18 protein-coding genes are annotated in these 21,772 nt (G+C 40.5%); 5 read left to right on the plus strand and 13 right to left on the minus strand.

The genetic code is table 11. The annotated features are described in order from the left end of the window. Positions 1–30 precede the first annotated feature (30 nt). Both AACQ93_RS18035 and AACQ93_RS18040 read right to left on the minus strand, forming a co-directional pair. Positions 31–786 carry a helix-turn-helix domain-containing protein gene (locus AACQ93_RS18035; protein ID WP_064607401.1) on the minus strand — a complete coding sequence of 252 codons (756 nt, stop codon included), beginning with the start codon at positions 784–786 and terminating at the stop codon, positions 31–33. A gap of 256 nt (positions 787–1,042) precedes the next feature. Then, positions 1,043–2,119: a S1 family peptidase gene (locus tag AACQ93_RS18040; protein WP_064607404.1), complete on the minus strand. Its 1,077-nt coding sequence runs from the start codon at positions 2,117–2,119 to the stop codon at positions 1,043–1,045. A gap of 251 nt (positions 2,120–2,370) precedes the next feature. Between AACQ93_RS18040 and AACQ93_RS18045 the strand changes: the two genes are divergently transcribed. Beyond that, the gene (locus AACQ93_RS18045) at positions 2,371–3,360 is read left to right on the plus strand and encodes an LD-carboxypeptidase (RefSeq protein ID WP_232323354.1); all 990 of its coding nucleotides are present in this window, start codon (positions 2,371–2,373) and stop codon (positions 3,358–3,360) included. A 24-nt stretch (positions 3,361–3,384) separates the two neighbouring features. On the opposite strand, the gene AACQ93_RS18050 is transcribed toward AACQ93_RS18045, so the two are convergent. Next, positions 3,385–4,383: a helix-turn-helix domain-containing protein gene (locus AACQ93_RS18050; protein WP_084419301.1), complete on the minus strand. Its 999-nt coding sequence runs from the start codon at positions 4,381–4,383 to the stop codon at positions 3,385–3,387. Between the two features lie 31 nt (positions 4,384–4,414). After that, entirely contained in the window at positions 4,415–5,368 is a 954-nt protein-coding gene (locus AACQ93_RS18055) for a helix-turn-helix domain-containing protein (protein WP_198160191.1), read from the minus strand. Between the two features lie 352 nt (positions 5,369–5,720). Here AACQ93_RS18055 and AACQ93_RS18060 point away from each other — a divergent pair, with 352 nt between their 5' ends. Both AACQ93_RS18060 and AACQ93_RS18065 read left to right on the plus strand, forming a co-directional pair. Further along, positions 5,721–6,335: an outer membrane beta-barrel protein gene (locus AACQ93_RS18060; RefSeq protein ID WP_084419303.1), complete on the plus strand. Its 615-nt coding sequence runs from the start codon at positions 5,721–5,723 to the stop codon at positions 6,333–6,335. Between the two features lie 23 nt (positions 6,336–6,358). Further along, the gene (locus AACQ93_RS18065) at positions 6,359–7,078 is read left to right on the plus strand and encodes a hypothetical protein (RefSeq protein ID WP_064607416.1); all 720 of its coding nucleotides are present in this window, start codon (positions 6,359–6,361) and stop codon (positions 7,076–7,078) included. Positions 7,079–7,150: 72 nt separating this feature from the next. Here AACQ93_RS18065 and AACQ93_RS18070 read toward each other — a convergent pair whose 3' ends face one another. Both AACQ93_RS18070 and AACQ93_RS18075 read right to left on the minus strand, forming a co-directional pair. After that, complete coding sequence (locus tag AACQ93_RS18070) at positions 7,151–8,086, minus strand: DUF3179 domain-containing protein (protein ID WP_064607420.1); 936 nt, start codon at positions 8,084–8,086, stop codon at positions 7,151–7,153. Between the two features lie 100 nt (positions 8,087–8,186). Next, the gene (locus AACQ93_RS18075) at positions 8,187–8,981 is read right to left on the minus strand and encodes an AraC family transcriptional regulator (protein ID WP_064607424.1); all 795 of its coding nucleotides are present in this window, start codon (positions 8,979–8,981) and stop codon (positions 8,187–8,189) included. Between the two features lie 212 nt (positions 8,982–9,193). Here AACQ93_RS18075 and AACQ93_RS18080 point away from each other — a divergent pair, with 212 nt between their 5' ends. Then, complete coding sequence (locus AACQ93_RS18080; protein WP_064607427.1) at positions 9,194–10,042, plus strand: MBL fold metallo-hydrolase; 849 nt, start codon at positions 9,194–9,196, stop codon at positions 10,040–10,042. 59 nt (positions 10,043–10,101) lie between these two features. On the opposite strand, the gene AACQ93_RS18085 is transcribed toward AACQ93_RS18080, so the two are convergent. Both AACQ93_RS18085 and AACQ93_RS18090 read right to left on the minus strand, forming a co-directional pair. Next, positions 10,102–11,973: a methyl-accepting chemotaxis protein gene (locus AACQ93_RS18085; protein ID WP_064607431.1), complete on the minus strand. Its 1,872-nt coding sequence runs from the start codon at positions 11,971–11,973 to the stop codon at positions 10,102–10,104. A gap of 469 nt (positions 11,974–12,442) precedes the next feature. Further along, positions 12,443–12,877, minus strand: coding sequence for a thioredoxin family protein (locus AACQ93_RS18090; RefSeq protein ID WP_064607434.1), 435 nt, complete (start codon positions 12,875–12,877; stop codon positions 12,443–12,445). Positions 12,878–13,086: 209 nt separating this feature from the next. On the opposite strand from AACQ93_RS18090, the gene AACQ93_RS18095 reads away from it, so the two are divergent. Beyond that, positions 13,087–14,268, plus strand: coding sequence for a phosphatidylserine decarboxylase (locus tag AACQ93_RS18095; protein WP_084419307.1), 1,182 nt, complete (start codon positions 13,087–13,089; stop codon positions 14,266–14,268). Between the two features lie 22 nt (positions 14,269–14,290). Here the strand turns inward: AACQ93_RS18095 and AACQ93_RS18100 are convergent, their stop codons facing one another. The 5 genes from AACQ93_RS18100 to katG all read right to left on the minus strand — a co-directional run bounded on the left by AACQ93_RS18100 (position 14,291) and on the right by katG (position 21,615). Next, a complete protein-coding gene (locus AACQ93_RS18100) occupies positions 14,291–15,193 on the minus strand; it encodes a GGDEF domain-containing protein (RefSeq protein WP_064607440.1) in 903 nt (300 codons plus the stop codon). Positions 15,194–15,373: 180 nt separating this feature from the next. After that, the gene (locus AACQ93_RS18105; protein ID WP_064607453.1) at positions 15,374–16,642 is read right to left on the minus strand and encodes an HD-GYP domain-containing protein; all 1,269 of its coding nucleotides are present in this window, start codon (positions 16,640–16,642) and stop codon (positions 15,374–15,376) included. Between the two features lie 291 nt (positions 16,643–16,933). Continuing rightward, positions 16,934–17,560, minus strand: coding sequence for an outer membrane beta-barrel protein (locus AACQ93_RS18110; protein WP_064607456.1), 627 nt, complete (start codon positions 17,558–17,560; stop codon positions 16,934–16,936). Positions 17,561–17,758: 198 nt separating this feature from the next. Then, entirely contained in the window at positions 17,759–18,952 is a 1,194-nt protein-coding gene (locus tag AACQ93_RS18115) for a NupC/NupG family nucleoside CNT transporter (RefSeq protein WP_007463621.1), read from the minus strand. A gap of 446 nt (positions 18,953–19,398) precedes the next feature. Beyond that, on the minus strand, positions 19,399–21,615 hold the full coding sequence (gene katG, locus AACQ93_RS18120; RefSeq protein WP_064607459.1) for a catalase/peroxidase HPI: 2,217 nt from the start codon (positions 21,613–21,615) through the stop codon (positions 19,399–19,401). Positions 21,616–21,772: the final 157 nt, after the last annotated feature.

Below are 21,772 nucleotides of genomic sequence, written 5' to 3' on the forward strand. Positions count from 1 at the left end.
TCGGGAGAGTTACGATTAACTTAATCAATATTAACTAACAAACTTACCTGGAGTTTGATTAGTATGCTTTTGGAAAAAAGCAATAAATGCACTACTGCTGGAGAACTCTAACTGTTCAGCAATACGGTGGACTGGTTCTCTATCCGTCAGCATTTCCATGGCTTTCATTAGTCGCCACTGTTGTCGCCATGCTTGGTAACTAAGACCTGTTTCTCGTATAAAAATCCGCCCTATGGTTTTGCTGCTTGCTCCTATAAGTTTTTCAATGTCAATCAGCTTTGGTGGATTTTGTTCCGATTTTAGTAAGTCAAGTAAAGGATTCAGGCGACGATCTTTTGGCATCGTAATATTTAAAGGGTGCAGTAATGCAGCTTGTAATTCTTCTTGAAAAACAGTTAGTGTTGAATGCTGCTCACTGATAGGTTTATCCCATGGCCAGTGAGCCATCCTATCTGCTAGTTCGAAAAGTAATGAAGAAAAACCAATAATTAAAGGATTAGATGGAAGAGAAAGGCCGTCTTCAAAAAATAAAGAACGAAGTTCTACTTCATTATGAGTAGTTGTTTTATGAGTGGTTTTCGCTGGAACCCAGATTGCACAACTTGGTGGTACAAAATATCTGGAGTTATCAATCTCGACAATTAACCCACCGCCTTTTGCGAAGAGGAACTGATGTTTATTATGCTGGTGATAGCCAGAATTATGAAAATATACCTTTGAAACAACGCCAACGACAGGTGATGGAATAAGATCGGGATCAAAGCTATTAATAGATTTTATATACATGTAATACAGTCAGTTTTTAATAAGTTGATATTTAGAGCTTAAACAACATGATTGAATGAACGCTTTAAGCTGTGTGGCTGAATCACAAATGCAGTGAATGATTATGGTGTGTTTGAACTAATAAATTTATAGATAAAGGATGGTTATGTCTCTGTCATTTTGCGACAATTTATATGCTTTAGGCGTAAAAAAACTGAATACAATATGACTTATATCACAATGTATTCAGCCCTAACTAATCGTAATTTGAATCAGCTTAGTGAGTCAGCCTTTTTCGCCATAAAAGGCCGAGAAGAGCTAAGAGACTGAACACAGAAGTACTGCCACCAGAACCACTCGGTATCTCTGTACGAACAATATCAACGGCTCTTATTGTTGGAGCTGCCGAGTAATCCTGTGTAAAAGGGTCATGTGCAAAAGTAGACACAGGAATTGAGTTGAGATCTTTACCGATCACTTTTTCAATCCAGCCTCTATACATTGCAACCTTTGCATAATATGTAGGAGCCTGGTTAGAACCTGTTGTATAGGTATAACTGGTTACCCCAACAAGTCGTAGTCCTCTATCTTTGTCATCTTTATGATTAGGATTCTGCCAAATTAGTGGCCCACCAGAGTCTCCTTTACCAGTATCAGTAGCCAGTTCTGGATCAGGTGACATGGCACATAAAACATTATTTAACTGGCTCGAAACATCAAGCTCTAAAAATGAATTAGTCATACTAATACAATTTTGTAACGGAACACCACTTAGTAAAGTCTGTTTAAGGTGTGGATCATAGTCATCTTTAACTGCTGGATTAGTAACTCCCCATCCTGAGGCCATTAAATTCCCAGGCCGCTTTTGATTATCAACCCATTCGTTAGTAAATTGTTGCTCCATTATTTTTTGTTCTGAAGCAGTGATCAGTTTTATTGTTGAGTTTGCTGGAAATTTTGATGAGTCTGGTATTTTTACAAGAGCGATATCATTTATATTTTTGTTATAATTATAATCAGGGTGAACAAAGACTTTTTCAATTTTGTAGTAAGTAGAATCTTGTTCACCGTTTTCGATACTTATTCCATTAGCACCAACGACAAGATCAAGTATATTATCTTTTATAATTTGATCTTTGCCTGCAATGCAATGAGCTGCTGTTAACATCCAGTTTTGATCAATGATTGAACCACCACAATATCCATAGTTAAAATCAATTTGCCATGGGATGTGATCTGTTTTGGAATATATACCATTGACGATTTTAGATGTTGCTTCAAGTTGTGAACTCTGAGATGTTTTTGAATAAAAAGAAATAATTGGTATGAGTAGTGTTAAATATTTCACATTCATCTATTGTTAACCTTGTTGCTTATGATTCTGATACGCGAGTATATTTATGCGAGATTTATCAAAGATAGTATCAATATAAAAATAAACAGCCATGTCATTTTGCGACATTTGATAACGCCCTGTTATGCAGCAGGTTGAAGCTTTTAAAAGAATCAATGATGTCTGATTTTTGTTAGATACGGGCAGTTATCTCTAATGATATTATATTTCTCAAAACTGAGTCTTAATTTAATGCTTAGGAGAGGTAGCGTGTGTTTCAAATAATAAGCTTAATTGTATTTTCGATGCTCATATCAACTGTGGTTAAAGCATCGGACTACAATAATATATCTCTTGTCTCTGTATCGACCGCTTACAATGAGCAATCTATTGAATATATAAAGCAATCTTTTGAAAAAAAAGGTTATCAGGTTAGCGATAAATATCTTAATCAGATTGTTTCTGATTTGGGTTACGTAAATACTGAAAAGTCGAGAGCAGATTTATTAATAGAAGCTCTTAAAGATAAAGACAATGACATCCTTTGGTTTGTGCGCGGTGGTGGTGGGGCTATAAATCTTTTGCCATATTTAAAGCAGGCTCTACCCGATCTTAAAAAAGTAAAGCCTAAATTAATAGTTGGATTTAGTGATGTAACTGCAATTCATCAGTTTATCAATAAATATTTAGACTGGTCATCTCTTCATGCTGTCGTTGCAGGGCATAACCAAGATTTGAAGCGATTAAGTGCAAAACTTGATTTAGTAAAGACTAACGAGCGTGAATCCATCCCTGATATCAGAGAAATCATGAAAAACGGGGTCTTATATGAAAATGTTTTGCCGCTTAACCAAGAGGCTAAGAAAGGTACGTCAGGAGAATCTATAGGTGGTAACCTAACATTGGTTGCATCAACATTTGCAACAGAGTATCAGCCTGATTTTATGGGTAAAATTTTATTTATTGAAGACGTCGGCCTCAGCTATCGTCAGTTAGACAGAAGTTTGCATCAATTGCTGTACATGGGTTCGTTGAAGCATGTTAATGGGATTGTATTTGGTCAGTTTTATCCTAAAAATCCTTTAGATTCAGAACGATTGATATACAAGAAAACGATAGAAAACTTTGCTAAACAGTTCTATAAGCCTGTTTACTATTTTCCTTTCTTTGGTCATGGGTATATAAATAAGCCTATTTTACTCAACTCTCATTATAATATTAAATGTGATGGTGAAGAGTTTTGCACCCTTTCACCGCAATAGAAGTACAAGCTTGTAGCGCGCTGCTTACTTAGGGCTTTTAAAGTTAGTCGGTTCTCGGAATAATGATGGTGCCACACCATAATAAGATTTAAATGAGCGTGTGAAATTAGCAGGATCTTTATATCCAAGCCTATGAGCTATATCACTAATGGGGGTGTTATCATGTAAAAGAGAAATTGCATGTTCAAGCTTTTGTTGTTTGATAAAGTCTCGAAAGTTCACACCATCTTTTTTTAATACTCGTTGAAGAGTCCTGTTCGAACATCCAAATAGGTCAGATATTAGTGATAGGCTAAGGTCTTCATGATCAATAAAAGTATTTGTCACAAGCTTTAGCCTATCAATAATTTTGGATTCTATACTAAAATTGAAAATGCCAATTTGAGGTGAAATAGCTTCCTGCTTGAAATTTTCTATAATTGGTATTTTTGCGTATTGTTGATTTACAAAGACTCTTCTAGCCTGTGTGTTTATTATTATATCTATTGGTGGTGAATTCATTGAATTGAAGTGTAACTCTAATGGTTTCCAGTCATTACCTGTATAAAATCTAACAATTTCAATTATTGAAAGTGTCCTGAAGTACTCAGCTTGGTTCGTAAATGGCATTGAGTTTGATAAAGAACCCTGATGACATACAAAGAGAATGTTGTTTTCAACTTCAAGCCATATTTTGAAATGTGAACCAATTAAATGTTGGTTTTTTGAAAGCAGAGTAAAGAACTCAACAATATTGTCTGTTGATTCCATAAGGTTTTTGATGTTTGCAATAAATGTTGGAAGTTTCACTATTTTGTAGGCATCAATGCCGATATTTTCAGAACCAATCTTTTTTGATATTGACTTAAGAACTTCATATGCGATATAGCTTGGAATATAGTTGTATTGTTGAACAATGTTAGAGTCTAGTTTGTGATGTTTGAGAATTTTTGTTGCATCAAATCCAGCCTCAGATAGGCACTTAAGGTATGGAATAAGTGATAGCGTACTTGTGATCGGACAATCATTTAATTTATTCATCATTTATCTCTTTTTGAAAATAAAGTAGTCCGCGTTATAGTGGTTGATCAATGTTATTGTAAGTTGAGGGCGCCACGCCAAAGTATGCTTTAAATGCTCGTGTAAAATTTGCTGGTTCATTGTAGCTAATTTTGCTTGCAATCAAGTTGATTGGATGATTACTTTTCAAAAGTAATGCGGCATGTTCGAGTTTTTGAGCTTTAATATGCTCTCGGAAGTTTGTGCCATTATTCTTGAGTACTCGCTGTAAGGTTCTCGAAGAGCAGCCGAACATCTCTGATATGAACGGAAGACTCAAATCTTTACTCTCGATAAATATTCTAGTTATTAATTTTAGCCTTTCTAAGGCACTTTCCTTATTAGCAATGTCATTTATTGTGTGATTATTTAATATTTGTTCAAGATCAATTCTAACAGGGATGCATGCATATTTTTGGTTTATATAAACTTTTCCGCTTGTTGTTGAACTAATGATTTCAATTGGTGGACTTGTTGTTGCTGACATATATAGAAACTCAGGTTTCCAGTAAATTCCTAACCTTTGTTTTATCATCTCAATGATCGATAAAGTTCTTAGGTGCTCGTTTTGTTGATACTGATTCGACGCTTTAGGTATTGAGCTGAAGTGATAGATAAATAATGTCCCTTGTTCATATTTCATTTGTAAGTCGAAATGTGAACCTTGTAGCTTCCTGTTAGATTTCAATGTTAAAATAAGATCTAACAAGTTTTGTGTTTTGTTCAACTTAGCAGCGATTTGAGGGTGAACTTGTTTAAAATCTCCAGAAATAAAAGCTGCTATACCTATGTTATTAATCCCTGTATTCAATTCTATCGTAGATATGATTTTTCCTGCCAGGAATGAAGGTATGAAAACATCTTTATTTATTTGTTCTGAACTTAGGTTGAAATTCTTCAGGAGTGTCGATGAGCTATAACCACATTCTGAGTAACATTTCAAATATGGAATTAGCGTGATTGTGTTCATTATTGGTAAGTCGATGTTTCGTATAAACATAGCAATATTAAATAATGTTGGTAAATGTGAATGGTATTCAGCGTGGCGTTCATATGTCAATTTAATAATTTGCTGGAATAAACCTAGTTAAGACTATCTTATTGAATAAATAGGTTTTATCTTTCCGAAACTAATTGTTGAATCCTTTGTATGCAATGAATTGGTTATATTTTGGGTGCAGGTAAATTATTCGCTTTGTCCTTATTTTGCTATTTGTTGTCTGTTTTTTTGTGTTGTTAGAAATGTGCTGGATGTAAGATTGTGAATGAAGATTAATAATCCTCACTGTCTTTTCGCTTTTATACCTTCTAAGGATTAAATTATGAAATTAATTACCCCAGCTATAGCTCTGGTAGCCACTTTGTTGCCTTTTACATCATCCGCTCAGCCATATGTTGGTTTTGGTGTTGGACAATCACAGTTCGGTGATGCAACCGTAAAACTTACTAATAAGTTTACTGGTCAATCAAAATCTTCTACCGGTGATTTAGATGAAAGCAGTGTTGCAGGTAGTATTTATGCTGGTTATCAATTTAATCCATACTTTGCTGTTGAATTCACTGCGGGTGGAATTGATGCAATTGAAAAAAGTGTAAATGGTGTTGGCTTCTCTGTTGGCCATATGATGTATTTAGCTGCGGCACCAAAGGTAAGCTTACCAATTGGTGATTTCTTTAATATCTATGGTAAGTGGGGTTTGGTGTACTTTGGTGCTGATGTTGATGCTACCTATGATTTGAACTCTTATTCAGATGACCATACTTCTCTAAGTGGTATGGTTAGCTTAGGTGCTGAAATTACAATGAATAAACAAACATCATTACGTGTAAGTTGGGATTATTTCAGACCTGAATTTGAGGTCGACTCTCCAGTTGCTAAAGCTACTTTTGAAACGGACATTAGTACGTTTATGGTTGGTTTGAACTATAAGTATTAAAATAATTATAAATTGAGGTATCTATGAAAAAACTTGCTTTCGCAAGTTTACTCTTACCACTCCTAGTTGTTGGTTGTAATAGCAGTGATGGTGGTAATGGTAGCGAATATGTAAAGCCTGGTAACCCGGTTGATCCACAAGAATTTAAAGCAAATGGTATCTTTGTGGGTGTTAACAGTGACAGTGCCATGATTGTTGCTCCTGAGTTCGGGCCGCTAAGCTCTGTGATGATAAAATCAGAGGGGACATTAATTGCAACTGGTAGCGCTAAGACTTATGACAATAAGATGGAAGCTACAGGGGTAATCTATTACAGTTCGGGTGGAAGTGGATATGAAGCTGAATCTCGTAGCGAAATAATCTTTGATGCTAATTCCACGATATTTAAGTCTTCTTACAATGGAAACTCTATAGAAGAAAGCTTCAAAAAAATTGAGGATTCTTTAGATCTTGCTTTTATTGAAGGAACTCATACCAGCTCTTTAAATGGTGACACCATTAAAGTTGAAGCAGATGGCTCATTAACTGTTAATGGTTCTTGCACCGTTACAGGCACCCTTAAGCGTACAGGATTTTACTACAGCATAGATGATGCCGAGGCCGTGGCCTGTAGTGACTCTAAATTTAATGGTGACTACCAAGGCGCTTTAGTTACAGTTAACTTTAACGGTGAGTATATGATTGCAAGCATATTTGTCTCATCTGATTACGCTTTTGTTAGTGCTATTGCTGAAAAAAATTAATACGTTATCAGGAATTCATCTGTGACTACTCATGGATGAATTTCTGGTTTTAAAACTCTAACTAGGTTTACTCTACTCTGCTTTAAACACCTCAGTCTCAGGATAAAACGCATACCAGGCAAACCAATACAACATGGTTGTATTATGTAGTTTACCATTCTGATCTTTCATTGTTGCTGATTGATTTTGCTGATCCCAGTGAATGTTCAGCATCTCACCTTCAAACTCATAACTGAACTTTTCCTGAGCATTTTTACGAAGCTCTGATAGTGGAAATGCAATTTGTTTCTTCTTGCCCTTATAGCCTAATACGGTCTCTTTTGTCGGGTAACTGCTCGGTGCTTTATTGGCAACCGGGAAGAATAATCGGGGTGAGCGACTGTAACCTGCATATGGGTCCTGAGAGTAGTTGCGGTAATAACCTGTACGCTCCGATAACACGAGTGTTTTAGGATGATCTGATAACCACTGTTGCCAACGCGTTAGTGTTAATGGGTATTGAGTAAGAGTCTGACCTGCAGCTTTGCCGCTAATTGCCTGACCACGGATTTGCGACCATAGAGATTCGCTTTGGTGGTCATAGAGCAGGACATCAGAATTATAGAGCAGGCCGGAAACACCAAACGTAAGGGTTCTGTTATCGACTCTTGCGAGGAATGCCATACCGGAGCCGCAAAGCGGGCAGTAGGTAACGATGAATTTACGGTCATCAATTTTGTCGTTGACGATTTCATGCCAGTTGAGGATTTTGATGGGGTAAGCACGACTATGCCCATCCATCGTTAAGCCCAGTATGACGTCATGACTTTTCATGAAATTGGCTTTGTTGCCTTCTACAAACCTCGGGTTAAGAATCGCGGGTATGCCGTCTTTACCTGGTCCGCCGGACAGGATTTGCTCTGCCGGAACAGTTAGCCGATCAAGATTAAAACCGTTAAGCGATGCGCTGTGCACGCTTAACGGCAGAGTGAAGATAAGTCCGTAGAAAAGAATTAACAACAGTTTCATTATTCCCCCTTATCGCGCTCAAAGAATAAGACCGAGCTGTGATGAAGAACTTTCAATAAAATTGCTGCTAATTAGAAAAATGAATGAAAACCACCCTTGATCATCGTTCCACGTTTGAATAGAACTTTTGCCGATACTGCTCCGGTGTACATTGTGAGTAGCGCTTAAACAGAGTGATGAAAGGTGAAGCCTGATGATAGCCCAGCGTCAGGGCTATCTCTTTAATTGAAACCCCTTTGCGCAATAAATGCAGCGAGTAGATGAACTTACGACGTTGTCGCCATTCTGTGAAGCTCATCCCCAGCTTATCCTGACAGTGTCTCGCCAGTGTTCGCTCGGTGGTGTGAAGCTCTTTGGCCCAGTCGCTAAGGTTTTTGTGCGAAGTCGGGTGGCGTTCCAGTTCTGTCAGGATAGGTTTCAGCAGTTTGTGATCACTGTTCGGAAGGAACTGATCATGCTCATTGGCTTTGAGAACTTGGTCGAGCAGGACTTTCACCATCCGAAGATCTTCATCGCTTTGTGGAACGGCAATGCGCCTGTCTTTTAAGTCACCTATGATTGCTTCCATAATCGGGCTGACTTCAAGAAGGCAAGGATAATCGGGTAAGTCGTCAGCAAGAGGGGAGACAATGTTCATTGAGCAGTAGTCCAGGCTGCGGCGCATAAAGCTTTCGTGCTCGACACCGGCAGGTACCCATACCGCATACTGAGAGGGTGAAAGGAAGCGCTTACTTTCTGCTGTAAGCTCCAAAATGCCGCCCTTAATGAACTGGAGCTGGCCCCACGGGTGGCTGTGCCTCGGTGTGGTGGTGTTCGGCAGAAACACTTCATGACCAAAGAAAATCTCTCCGGGGGGATGATTATTATCAAAGAGCGGCTGATAGATTTTCTTCATTTTCAATAGATCAGGTGATGACTGGAAATTGTTAACTTAATGAGCCTGCTGTCGTTTGGCAAGAAATTGCTCAGTAAGAAATAGTTTTGTAAGTAATGTTCAGGCAAGTAATTGATGAAAATAGAACCCTGATAGCTCTGGGCGTGTAACAGCTAGACTTACTTACAGGCAAGGCGCCTCTCAGCCCGTCTCCGTAACAGGAGGGATTACTTATGGCAGCACAAGTAAAAGCGTTTTATCACCAAGATACATCAACTTTGAGTTATATCGTTTTTGATCAGATTGGAGGACATGCTGTTGTTATTGATAGCGTAAGGGATTTTGCTGTTAATTCAGGTATGGTGGGTAGCTTCTTTGCTGATCAGTTGATCGCATTTCTTAATGACAATGACCTTACCACAGACTGGATTTTAGAAACCCACGCTCATGCCGATCACCTTTCTGCGGCGAGTTATCTTAAAGAGCGGATTGGCGGAAAGATTGCTGTAGGTAAAGGGATAACTGAAGTTCAAAGCTTTTTTAAGCCGCTGCTTGCGCTCAATGATGAACTCTTTGCTGATGGTAACGACGGCTTCGATCACTTGTTTGAAGATCTGGAGTGCTTTTCCTTTGGATTATTAAGTGGAAGAGTTATCGCCACACCGGGGCATACCAACGACAGTGTGACTTATCTTATTGAAGGTAACGCTTTTGTGGGTGATACCTTGTTTATGCCTGATTTTGGTTCGGCACGTTGCGACTTTCCCGGCGGGGATGCATCACTGCTATATGACAGTATTCGAAGGATCTATGAGTTGCCGGATGAGACTAAATTGTGGATCTGTCATGATTATCAGCCAGGTGGTAGGGAGTTGGCCTATCTGACAACGGTAGCAGAAAGTAAAGCTGACAATATTCACATTAGTGGTGATATCACCAGAGATGATTTTATACAGTTCCGACAAGAGAGAGACAGCCATCTGTCTGCGCCGAAACTGCTTTATCCTTCGGTTCAGGTTAATATCAGGGCCGGGCAGCTACCGGAGAAGTTTTTTAAAATTCCGATTATGATGCCTGCTTAGCAGATAAGCCCGGAGAACTGCGTTTCCCCCGGGCTTTTGCGTTTTAGTGTGATGAACAATTAATGACTGAATTCACCGAGCAATTTCTGTTGTTGCTGAGATTGTTCCAGCAATGACTGGCTCATCTCATGGGTTTCTTGTGCGGTCTGATTCAGTGCTGATGAGGCAGCCAGAATCGCTTCCGAGTTTCGGTTGATTTCTTCTGTTGCTGAACTCTGCTGTTCCGCGGCACTGGCAATCTGCAATGTCATTCCAGATATCTGCTCGATAGCCTGACTGATCTTATCCAGAGATTCCCTTGCATGTTCGGCTTCTTCAACAGATCGACGTGCGCCAACACGGCTTGACTCGATAACTTCAACGGTTTCATTGGTCTTATCGCGTAGAACTCCAATCATATTGTTGATTTCACGGGTTGCATCCTGAGTTCTTGATGCCAGGTTACGGACCTCATCGGCCACAACGGCAAAACCTCGTCCTTGTGAGCCGGCTCGTGCTGCTTCAATTGCGGCATTGAGTGCCAGCAGGTTTGTCTGCTCAGCAATACCGCTGATCACGTCAGTAATGGACTCAATGCCTTCACTGTGTTCAGCAAGAATATTGACGGTTTGACGTGCCTGCTCCAGTTGCTCAGAAAGAGCATTAATTGCCTGCGCTGTATTCTCAACGGTTTGGTTACCTTCAATGGTGGCGCTGCTGGCATCTTCAGTGTGATGCGCTACTTGCTGGGCATTATTAGCAACTTCATGAGAAGTCATGGCCATCTCGTTGATTGAAGCGGCCAGCTGATCAATTTCTTGCTGTTGCCCAGCGATGTGCCTTGCTGAATCGCCGGCATTGGTTTGCGCTGTTTTGCTGGTTTCCAGCAGATAGCCGCCAATGTTCTGGATATCAAGGATCAGCTTTTGCAGCGACGCCATGAAGTGGTTGAAGTTTTCGGCTAATTCCTGGAATTCATCATTGCTGCTTGAATCAATACGCTGGCCAAGATTGGCTTTACCACTGGCAATTTGTCGCATGGCTTTACCGATTAACTGCATCGGCTTAAGCAGACGGCTAATGATCAGGCTATAGAAGAAACAGCAAAGCAGCGCTGTACCCAAAGTAAATACCACTATGAAAGTTTGCATCTGGTTAACAGAGGCATATGCGGCCTCATAGTTGAGGACTAAGCCGACTTTCCATTTGGCACCGTTAATTGCAACAGGCGCAAATGATAGCAACTGTTTTTGACCATTAATGGATGCAGGCTGTAATTGGTTAGTCAGTGTCGGTACGCGATCGAACAGTTGTGACAGCGGTTTGCCATTGAAGTTCGGATTCGGGTGACTGATGATGACACCGTCATTGCCGACAAGGAATGCGTAGCCGCCGCTTCCAAGCGGATGGTGTCGTAGAATATCAAGCAGGGCATCAAGTTCAATTTTGCCGTTTACAACACCATGAATGCCACGCGCGTCAGTCAGAGGGGCACCGATTGCAATCATCAGCTTTTGTGTTTTGGTGTCCGTATATGGTTTTTTGATATTGATATCACCTTTTGCTCTGGCCTCTTTGTACCATGAGCGTTTACGGGCATCGTAGGTTTTGTCATTAAACGGATGGTTGATGATGAGATTTGGTCTGTCTTCCAAACCGACATAGGCTACCGAAAACTCTTGTTTAAGAATTGGTAGGTCTATCAGCCTTTGTATGTCGTTATCGCTTGTAGCCTGAGATATTCCCTGGCGCAGCATTCGGATCTGTTTTTCTTTTCCCTGTAACCAGGTACCAATATGGTTAGCCATGGAGACTGAATAAGTTTCCATTTTATTGGTCACATTATCGGTAATGTCTTTATATGAATTGTAATAAAGAATTGCAGAAAGAGCAGCAATAGCACCGGTTGCGATCAAGGTGCTTGAAATTATTAGTTTGTGGGAAAACTTCATTGTGCAATATCCCTGATAAAATAAATGTTACTAACAATAATCACAGTAAGTGATAACTGTTGATTTATCCTTTAACTGTCACGACGAATTTAATAGGCAAACATTCTTAAGTAAGAAATATCCGCTTATGTTTTTGAGGAAATATTCACAAAGATCACCTTCTTGCCATGGTTAGAGTAAAAAAATGGCTTTCGCCATAAATGTTAGAACTGTTATTAATTGTTCATGCTTAAAATGCATGTATAAAATGCGCTTTTGAAATCTATTTGTCACTGAACATACATTTGTTTTTTGATGTTGCTCTTCTTTAGTAGGTTTTATTTTCTAATTTGATTTTATTTTGGCGTTATTGCTTCTGGGTGACAGTTTTATGACGATTGAATTCATGCGTTGATATAAGATGAGGTTGTTCAACTTTAAATTTTGCATGGCGAGTGGGCTTCACCATGCATTGTTCAGGGGTAGCTGATTATGTAGCATCAGAGTATTTATTCAGAATTGCCACAAATTCTTTTTCGCTAAAATTTACAGGGCGAGACTCAAGCAATTTACCATGATTAGAAATAATCATAATGTGAGGGAAGGCTTTGATCTTAGGGAATAGGTTGAAAAATCCTTCGTTCTCATTTTCCTCACTCCAGTTTGCTTTCATGAAAACAAACTTACTCTTAATGGTTTTATCATACCCTAATTTATGTAAATCTTTTTCGAACTTATAACACCATTTACACCAGTTTCCTCCGGCAATTACAAAGATATTTTGATGCTTGACTGTTGCTGTAGCTAATGCATTGTAATAGTCGTCAATTGCAATCCTTGTTGGGTCATAAATGTTATTCTGTTTGGCTAAAGCCTGTGATGAGACAAGAATTAAAAACAATAATAATGTTTTGATGTGTGACACGTAAAAAGCATCCTTGTTATTAGCGAAAATAGCTTATTGTATGATGATATCTGCTAGGGTAACAGCACAAAATAGCTTTATCTTCGAGGGGGGGGAATATGGGTTGCTATAATTGCACGAAACGTAAGTAATTAGTTTTAAGCAATAATGATAGTTTGAATATACTCTGAAATTGGCGTGTGTCGAAAGTTAAAGTGAGGACGTCACTGATGACAAGAGATGAAATGCTGTTGTTTGAAAAGAAGCCTTTATGTCCGATTGTGGAAGAGCTCAAAGGCCTTTTCGAAGATAACCCGGAAGTGCAGGCTGCATTCGATGAAGCGATCAGTCATGTTAAAGATTTCCCTGATGAACCGCCTCTAAAGCCAAAGGAAAATATCTGGTTTGGTAAGGATTATTTGGCATTTTGTGATTATTTTAATAATTGGCTTCACTACCTTGCCTCACCGTCAGCTTCGGGACTTGGCTTTATCATGCATTTCACGGAGTTTTACTACAACAATGAGAAAGCCGCTTATTTCCTTAACAACTTTGAATTGGATGGTCGGCCGGTAATTTACGACTGGACAGTAAAGTTTATCACTGAGCGTGGCAAGTTTATGGATACTCCTGGTCAGGAAGTCTGGCAGGTGATAAACGAGTGGGTGAGTGAACCTGACACGCATATTGAAGACTTTCAGATGCCGGCTGACGGATATCGAACATTTAATGAATTCTTTACCCGTGAGTTAAAGCCAGGCGCAAGACCTGTTTGTGCTCCTGATGATGATTCCGTTATCGTTGCTCCGGCGGACAGTGAGCTCAATATGATTGATTCAGAGTTGACAGATGAGACCGAAATCCCGACAAAAGGGTACCGCCGTCTGAATGTAAAACAATTGCTGAATGGCTATTACAGTTGGGACCGTTTTATTGGCGGAACAGCACTGTCTTGTGTGCTGTTACCTTCTGATTACCATCATTATCATTCTCCGGTAACAGGAAAGCTGGTTCATTATGAAGAAGCAGGAAAGGTGTATTTCGGACTGGAAGAGGCGCCATCCTGGTTCCATGACGGCAATGTTGGTGCCAGCGATGCAAAATTCAGTGCCTTTGAACAATTCCATCGGGCTATCTTTGTCTTTCAGACAGAGAAGTTCGGGCAGGTCGCAATGGTGGCTGTTGGGCTGAATACCATAAGTAAAATCGGCGCGGACATGAGCTCGATAAACACGGTAAATAAATACAAAAAGATCGACGAGCACAATCCGCTTATGGTTTATAAAGGCGAGCAGCTCGGGCATTTCAAATATGGTGGTTCGCTCAATATTCTTTTGTTTGAGCCGGGCGTATTTCAGGGGGTGAAAGTGCATCAGGGGCAGAGGATTGGTACCTTGAGCAAGCCATCCTGATTCGGTTGTGCTACGAGTGATCTCAGATAGGATCCGTGGCTAACTCCCAGCAGTTTCGGCCATTTGCTTTGGCTTTATAAAGTGCAGTGTCTGCCTGTCCGATGAGTTTGTCTAAATTGCTTGTTTGGGCGTGTTCGATTGCTGCGCCAAGGCTTATGGTGCACCTGACTTTTTCATGTTTGTGAGAGATGTATAGGCTCTCAACACAGCCTCGGATTTTTTCAGCTACAAGCTTAGTTTCGTTTTCATTTGTGTCGTGTAATAGCACGATGAATTCTTCACCGCCTAGTCGGGCAATATAATCATGTTTGCGCAGTATTGATTTGATTTTACATGTTATTTCTATCAGCACTTGGTCGCCGAATTGGTGGCCATATCTGTCATTAACTTGTTTGAAGTAATCAATATCCATAATGATGATGCTGATCTTTTTTTCTGAGTCATCAGCACTCTGCCTCAGGATGGCGTTGCCTTTCTCCGTAAATGCTCGTCGGTTTAACAAGCCAGTTAACGGATCGGTCTTGGCCAGTTTTTTCATTATATTTGCTTGCTCTTCATGGTGCTTCACCCAGCGAAAATTGGCGAAAATGAAGACGATGAAGCCGATAGGAGTAAAGATATCCTCCATTAAGTCTATAGCGGCAAGCTCAACAGTAATTTCGTCAATGGCATCAAGCAGGTGACCAAGAAAGAGGAAGCAGGTAGAGAGTAGTAGTAGGCGGTAGATATTCCTGAAGCAATCAGTATTCAGGCGTTCAATCCAGAACATAAGGAAAAGGCATCCTGATGCGATTCCTCCTTCTGTGAAGATCTCTATATATTCAATTTGTCCATGAGAAGGGTAAGTTGCAGATATATAAACGGTAAGCACTGATGCTAAAAGCATAATGGAAAGCTGTAAACTGTACTTAGAGATCTTACCCATGAAAGCACCTGCAACTACTATTAATACTAATATCGTAGCATAGTTATTGCTAGGTTAAAGCAAAAAGTACATTTCAAATGCGCCTTATTGCCTCGTGGTATCTGACTGAATTGGCTGATTATTATGGAGACTATTTGCCAGCAGTGGCCTTGTGGCCGTTGATACCACAAGCCTATAGTTTTAATGAGATCTCTCTGCCGTTATGCTGTTTTCACTCATATTTCCCCGGGCAATTTCAAAGCACTTTATTTGATGTTCTTTAGCCAGATTGACAATGTTCGCATCAAGTTTTCCACACTGAACAAAGTCATTGAGTATGGCAGTAATACCATCCGGCGACATTCCCTTTCGATAAGGACGATCCTGCACTAAAGCCTGAAAAATGTCAGCGACAGCTATGATTCTGGCTTCAATGCTGAGATCTTTTTCATTTGGATGGAACGGATACCCTGCGCCATTCAGCCCTTCATGATGGTAAGCAGCCCAGCGGGCTATTTCATCCATTCCTTGTATATGCCGAAGGATTTCGTAAGTCTCATAACTATGCTGGTTCATAATTGAGCGTTCAATGTCGTTGAGTGGCCCCGGTTTGTCCAGAATATGATCTGGTGTGTGTAGTTTTCCTAGGTCATGCAGCAAGCCGGCGATTTCAATTTTGTCACATTGCAGATGTGATAAGCCGTAACTTATACCAAGGTATTTTGCTAAATTGGCAACTCTGAGAGAGTGCTGAGCCGTAAATGGACTTTTCTGGTCAACGATGTATGCCATGATCATCGACAGCTGTTTGAGCTGGGGAATCGTAAGTGGTCGTTCGCTCTTGTATTTTCCCATATCCCAGGTAAAACGGGTTACATGGCGATCTTCCAGTGCTATCCAGAAGGATTCACATTTTTCTGCTTCTACAAATGCTTCGACAAGAGTTGGATCGAAGTAACTGCCAGAGTATTTCTGCAGGCTTTCGACTATTTCTTTGCGGGCCAGTAAAATGTCTGATTCGTAATGGGGAGCAGCGAGCACATCAATACGGTCTGCCAGAAAGATGAGGTTGGCCATGCGCGCATTTTGCATGCTGATATTGATGTCTTGTAGTTTTTCCCATGGTGTGTGGTGGTGAAGAACCGGAACAGCAAATGCCGAGAGGGGGGCAAAGTTATTCAGCAGGTTGTAACCAATCTGACAGTGGATATGTGAATCCTGCCAGTCAAAGTGATTTACCAGATTGGAATGCATTTGTTCTGTTGAAACGCCGCAATCGTGCAGCAGCCCTAAGTCAAATGCGAACTGAATGTCTTGTTCGCTAAACCCGAGCCGTTGTCCCAGTTGGCTGGCAATGTAGCCAACACGCTTGCCGTGATTGGTGTCATTCATACCAACCAGTGATACAGCGGTTTCGATTGCAATGATCATCTGTCGAAGATCGATTTGTAACTCAGAAAATGTACTCATTGCCTCTCCCTGATCAAAACTCAGAAAATCGCCATGTTCTTCTCTGTCTTACAGCCAGCTATCTTAAAGTAACGCGTACTACCATTATTGTTTTTGTCGCAACAATCAGGCTAGCAATATATCCAATGTGTTTTGTTGAGGAAGATCGGATAAATGAGAGTGCTAAATATAAACAGGATGTGAGTACGGTTTGGAGCTGTTTGGGATTGAAGGATCCAAACCGTTATGCTGAGGCAACTCATTCGGTAAAGCGGGTAAGGATGTATTTTCCTGATATTTACGAGTTATCGATTAGAAATGGTAAGCAACACCCACAGACATCATATTAATGTCTTCTTCATCAATTTTATAAACTTCATATTCAGCGCGGACAGAGAATTGGTGAATGTTCATAGCGATCCCAATGCCGTAAGTTGGATCAAAACCTGTCTCAAGGTCACTTTGGTGTTTAATATAATAGGCAGAAGTGTTTGATGAAACATCCACAATGGAATCTACATACCAGTACTGCATTCCGATTTTACCAAATATGTTGAAAGTTTCAGAAAGGGGAAACGAGCCAACCAGGTCAATACCAACTGATTCAATGTCATATCGAATATCAGTATTAGCCGTAATATTTTGTTTAGTAAAATCAGCGTTTACTGTGTACTGACCTAAGTTTGTATAAAAAGCTTCCAGAGAGAGGTTGTCGTTGATATTAGCGCCGCCAAAAATTTTGAAGGCTGTATCATTATCATCAATAGTAATATCAGAAAATCCTTCAGACTTAATATCATTGTGGATAGACGAAGTGCTTGCATCTAACTCTGCTTTACCTGCTGAAATGCCGAAATAATAATTGTCGAAAGCTTGAGCATTCACAACTGCAGGAAATAGTGAAACAGCCATACAAAGGCTAACCAGACCTTTTTTCATTTTGTACCTCTGAGATAAATAAGGCAGAGGATACTATCATGGGTGTACTGAATCTTTATTGTTTTAATTATTACTTGGTTAATGTTATAGCGTATATGCTATTGGGGTATTTTAAAGGTATATATTCTACCCAAAATAAAAATGCTGGTATTTAAACCAGCATTTTTGAAAGGGGGAGTAACTGAGTTTTATTTGTTCTTAAGCAAGCATAAGGTTTGCGATCATTGCAGACAGAACACTAACCAGTGTTGCACCATACAGCAGGCGCAGGCCGAAACGTGCAACCATGTTACCTTTTTCTTCGTTCACACCTTTAACTGCACCTGCAATAATACCGATAGAACTGAAGTTTGCGAAAGAAACCAGGAAGATAGACAGCGTGCCAACAGTTTGTGCAGACATAGTTGCCATCTTGTCTTGCAGAGCCATCATTGCTACGAACTCGTTAGAAACAAGCTTGGTTGCCATAATGCTGCCTGCTTGCAGTGCTTCACCAGCAGGGATACCCATTAGCCAGGCAATAGGGTAGAACAGGTAGCCAATTGCATCCTGGAAGCTGATACCAAATGCAGACGTAAAGATTTGGTTGATCATCGCAATAAGTGAAATAAAGCCAATCAGCATTGCTGCAACAATTACTGCAACTTTAAAGCCTGTGATGATGTATTCACCCAGCATTTCAAAGAAGCTCAGCTTTTCTTCACTTGAACTTTTCATCATGTCATCGAAATTGACTTCTGAGTCATGATCATAAGGGTTAATTAGTGACAGAATAATAAAGGTGCTGAACATATTCAGAATAAGTGCGGCAACCACATATTTTGGTGCAATCAGCTGCATGTATGAGCCAACAATAGACATAGATACTGTCGACATTGCTGTTGCTGCCAGTGTATACATACGGCGCTCAGACATTTTGCCAAGAATATCTTTATAAGTAATAAAGTTTTCAGATTGGCCCACCATCAATGCGCTAATAGCATTAAAGGATTCCAGTTTGCCCATGCCGTTAATTTTAGAGAGAACAAAACCAATAAACTGAATTACGACAGGAAGAACTTTAATGTGCTGAAGAATACCGATTAATGCAGAGATAAATACAATCGGCATTAATACCTGCATAAAGAAATCAAACTGGTCGATATTAACCACACCACTAAATACGAAATTTGTACCTTGTGCTGCGAACTTCATTAGGTTATTAAAGGCATCAGAAAATTGGGTGACGATACCTGTACCGGCAGAAGAGTTTAATAAGAAATACGCAAGGCCCATTTCAATAACGAGAAGCTGAATAATATAACGGATTTTTATGCTCTTTCTGTCTTTGCTGGCTAATAATGCTAAAGCGCCGACAACAGCCAGGCCAAAGATAAAATGTAGGTAAGGCATATAAAAGGTACTCTTTAGTGATGTATCTCAAAATCTATATATATCTTCGACTATTAATTTCATCAATAAAGTGATCAATACCTCATTTTGTATGAGTGTATATTTTGCCATCAGCTATGAATAGTGAATGAAATATTATCCATATGGCTTGCTGAGAATAAAATATCCCCTTTTATGCTCTTTGCTGGAATAAGAATGCAGAAAAACCTCGTTTAACCATCAATAATGCAATCTGATATCTATAAAACGAGTTGCTTAAAATAGCATCAAACTGGTTTTATATTAACTTGTGCTGTTGGTGCTTGATTTCTATTCGTATTGGCGGTTGTTGGTTAAACGATTGGGCGGAATGATGTTCACTGTGGTAATTTCTGAACCAATAACTCAATAAACCACCTTCTGAAAAGTAGGTGGTTTATTGATGCGCTGTGATCTACTTCAGTGAATTAAAAGCGATCAAGGTTCATGACTTTCGTCCAGGCACTTACAAAGTCTTCCATAAATTTCTTTTGTGCATCGTTGGCTGCATAGACTTCAGCAACAGCACGTAACTCAGAATTCGCTCCGAAAATGAGATCAACTGATGTGGCTGTCCACTTTGTATTGCCTTTCTCTCGGTCTACACCTTCGTATATGCCTTCTGATTTAGATGACTTTCGCCACTGTGTCGACATATCGAGTAGATTTACAAAGAAATCATTACTCAGTGTCCCAGGTTTGCTTGTTAATACTCCATGTGGTGACTGCTCGCTATTTGCATTCAACACACGCATTCCTCCAACAAGTACCGTCATTTCAGGCACTGTCAGTGTTAATAAATCAGCTTTATCAACAAGCCTTTCAGCCGGCGAGCGTCGATTATTGCTGGCAAAGTAGTTGCGAAAGCCATCTGCGGTTGGCTCCAGTACGGCAAATGAGTTTACGTCTGTCTGTTCTTGTGCCGCATCCATACGGCCTGGTGTAAACGGAACCAGGATTTGATGTCCTGCTTGTTTAGCCGCTTGTTCAATTGCTGCTGCACCACCAAGAACAATGAGATCGGCGAGTGAGACTTTCTTCCCACCGGGCTGCTTGTTGTTGAAGTCTTTTTGAATTGTTTTTAGTTCTTTTAATACTTTGCTCAGTTCTTTAGGGTTATTGGCTGCCCAGTTAATTTGAGGTTTAAGACTGATACGAGCCCCGTTTGCACCTCCTCGCATGTCAGTGCCGCGGAATGTTGATGCAGATGCCCATGCGGTTCTGACTAACTCAGGAACAGAGAGATCTGAAGCAAGAATTGTCTTTTTGAGGCTTGCAACGTCCTTATCATCAATCAGAGGATGGTCAACAGCCGGAATAGGGTCTTGCCATAGCATTTCTTCTTTCGGAACAAGGTCACCCAGATAGCGCGCCCTAGGCCCCATGTCACGATGAGTTAACTTGAACCAGGCTTTGGCAAAAGCAAGTTCAAACTCTTTGGGATTGTCGAGAAAACGCTTGGCAATTTTCTGATATTCCGGATCAAATTTGAGCGAAAGATCCGTTGTAAACATGATTGGAGCGTGTCTTTTAGACGGATCGTGAGCATCAGGCACCATTTGCGATGCATTATTATCATCAGGAATCCACTGAATGGCTCCTGCCGGGCTCTTGGTTTGAACCCAGTCGAAGGCAAATAAGTTTTGTAGGTAGCTGTGGGTCCATTGAACTGGGTTGACAGTCCATGCGCCTTCGAGGCCACTAGTGATGGTATCTGCTCCCTTACCGGTCTCGTAATTGTTCTTCCAGCCCAGTCCTTGTTCTTCAATGCTGGCGGCTTCTGGTTCAGGACCTACATATTTGGATGGAGCGGCGGCACCGTGAGCTTTACCAAATGTGTGCCCTCCAGCAATCAGTGCAACAGTTTCTTCATCATTCATAGCCATTCGGCCGAATGTTTCGCGAATGTCTTTTGCTGCCGCTATTGGATCTGGATTACCATTGGGCCCTTCAGGGTTCACATAAATTAACCCCATTTGAACGGCGGCAAGTGGTTGCGCCAACTCTCTGTCTCCACTATAGCGCTCGTCGGCTAAGAATTTGTTCTCAGGCCCCCAGTAAACCATATCTGGTTCCCAGGCATCTTCACGGCCACCGGCAAAGCCCAAGGTTTTGAAACCCATTGACTCCATCGCAACGGTACCGGCAAGGATCATCAGATCCCCCCAGGAAATTTTTCGTCCATATTTTTGTTTAATTGGCCAAAGCAGACGCTGGGCTTTATCAAGGTTTGTGTTGTCGGGCCAGCTATTAAGAGGGGCAAACCGCTGCATTCCTCCATAGGCACCACCCCGTCCGTCGCTGATACGGTAGGTACCGGCACTATGCCAGGCCATTCGAATGAAAAGTGGTCCATAATGGCCATAGTCTGCCGGCCACCAGTCCTGAGATGTTTTCATCAGTATTTCCAGATCTTTTTTTACCTCATCCAGATTTAAGCTTTCAAATTCTTCTGCGTAGTTGAAGTTTTCGCCCATCGGATTTGAGGCTGCCGAGTGCTGTCGAAGAGGATTGAGGTTGAGTTTTTCAGGCCACCAAAATTGATTGGACTTTGCTTGGGCCTGAGCATTTGCATCATTGGTCAGAAGTACTGGTGACAGGAAAATAGCCAAAGCAGCAAATAGAGGGATTGTCTGCTTAAACATAGGTTCACCCATTATGTTAAGGATACAAGTAAAATATACATCTGATTATTCTGGCTAAGCGGGGAAAAGGTGATGAAAAAACTGATAGCTCTAATCGAAAAATTCAATCAAATGATAACTGGCTGTTATCAATGGTGAGTTTAGGGGTAAGTATAAA

The sequence above is a fragment of the Photobacterium sp. J15 genome, from assembly GCF_963870815.1.
In the GTDB taxonomy this organism is placed as follows: Bacteria; Pseudomonadota; Gammaproteobacteria; order Enterobacterales; family Vibrionaceae; genus Photobacterium; species Photobacterium marinum.

Coding starts and splice junctions, on each gene's coding strand:
- AACQ93_RS18050 (WP_084419301.1), bottom strand. CDS start 4,383: ATGATGAATAAATTAAATGATTGTCCGATCACAAGTACGCTATCACTT.
- AACQ93_RS18095 (WP_084419307.1), top strand. CDS start 13,087: ATGACAAGAGATGAAATGCTGTTGTTTGAAAAGAAGCCTTTATGTCCG.
- katG (WP_064607459.1), bottom strand. CDS start 21,615: ATGTTTAAGCAGACAATCCCTCTATTTGCTGCTTTGGCTATTTTCCTG.
- AACQ93_RS18085 (WP_064607431.1), bottom strand. CDS start 11,973: ATGAAGTTTTCCCACAAACTAATAATTTCAAGCACCTTGATCGCAACC.
- AACQ93_RS18070 (WP_064607420.1), bottom strand. CDS start 8,086: ATGAAACTGTTGTTAATTCTTTTCTACGGACTTATCTTCACTCTGCCG.
- AACQ93_RS18060 (WP_084419303.1), top strand. CDS start 5,721: ATGAAATTAATTACCCCAGCTATAGCTCTGGTAGCCACTTTGTTGCCT.
- AACQ93_RS18075 (WP_064607424.1), bottom strand. CDS start 8,981: ATGAAGAAAATCTATCAGCCGCTCTTTGATAATAATCATCCCCCCGGA.
- AACQ93_RS18115 (WP_007463621.1), bottom strand. CDS start 18,952: ATGCCTTACCTACATTTTATCTTTGGCCTGGCTGTTGTCGGCGCTTTA.
- AACQ93_RS18065 (WP_064607416.1), top strand. CDS start 6,359: ATGAAAAAACTTGCTTTCGCAAGTTTACTCTTACCACTCCTAGTTGTT.
- AACQ93_RS18035 (WP_064607401.1), bottom strand. CDS start 786: ATGTATATAAAATCTATTAATAGCTTTGATCCCGATCTTATTCCATCA.
- AACQ93_RS18040 (WP_064607404.1), bottom strand. CDS start 2,119: ATGAATGTGAAATATTTAACACTACTCATACCAATTATTTCTTTTTAT.
- AACQ93_RS18110 (WP_064607456.1), bottom strand. CDS start 17,560: ATGAAAAAAGGTCTGGTTAGCCTTTGTATGGCTGTTTCACTATTTCCT.
- AACQ93_RS18105 (WP_064607453.1), bottom strand. CDS start 16,642: ATGAGTACATTTTCTGAGTTACAAATCGATCTTCGACAGATGATCATT.
- AACQ93_RS18080 (WP_064607427.1), top strand. CDS start 9,194: ATGGCAGCACAAGTAAAAGCGTTTTATCACCAAGATACATCAACTTTG.
- AACQ93_RS18100 (WP_064607440.1), bottom strand. CDS start 15,193: ATGGGTAAGATCTCTAAGTACAGTTTACAGCTTTCCATTATGCTTTTA.
- AACQ93_RS18055 (WP_198160191.1), bottom strand. CDS start 5,368: ATGAACACAATCACGCTAATTCCATATTTGAAATGTTACTCAGAATGT.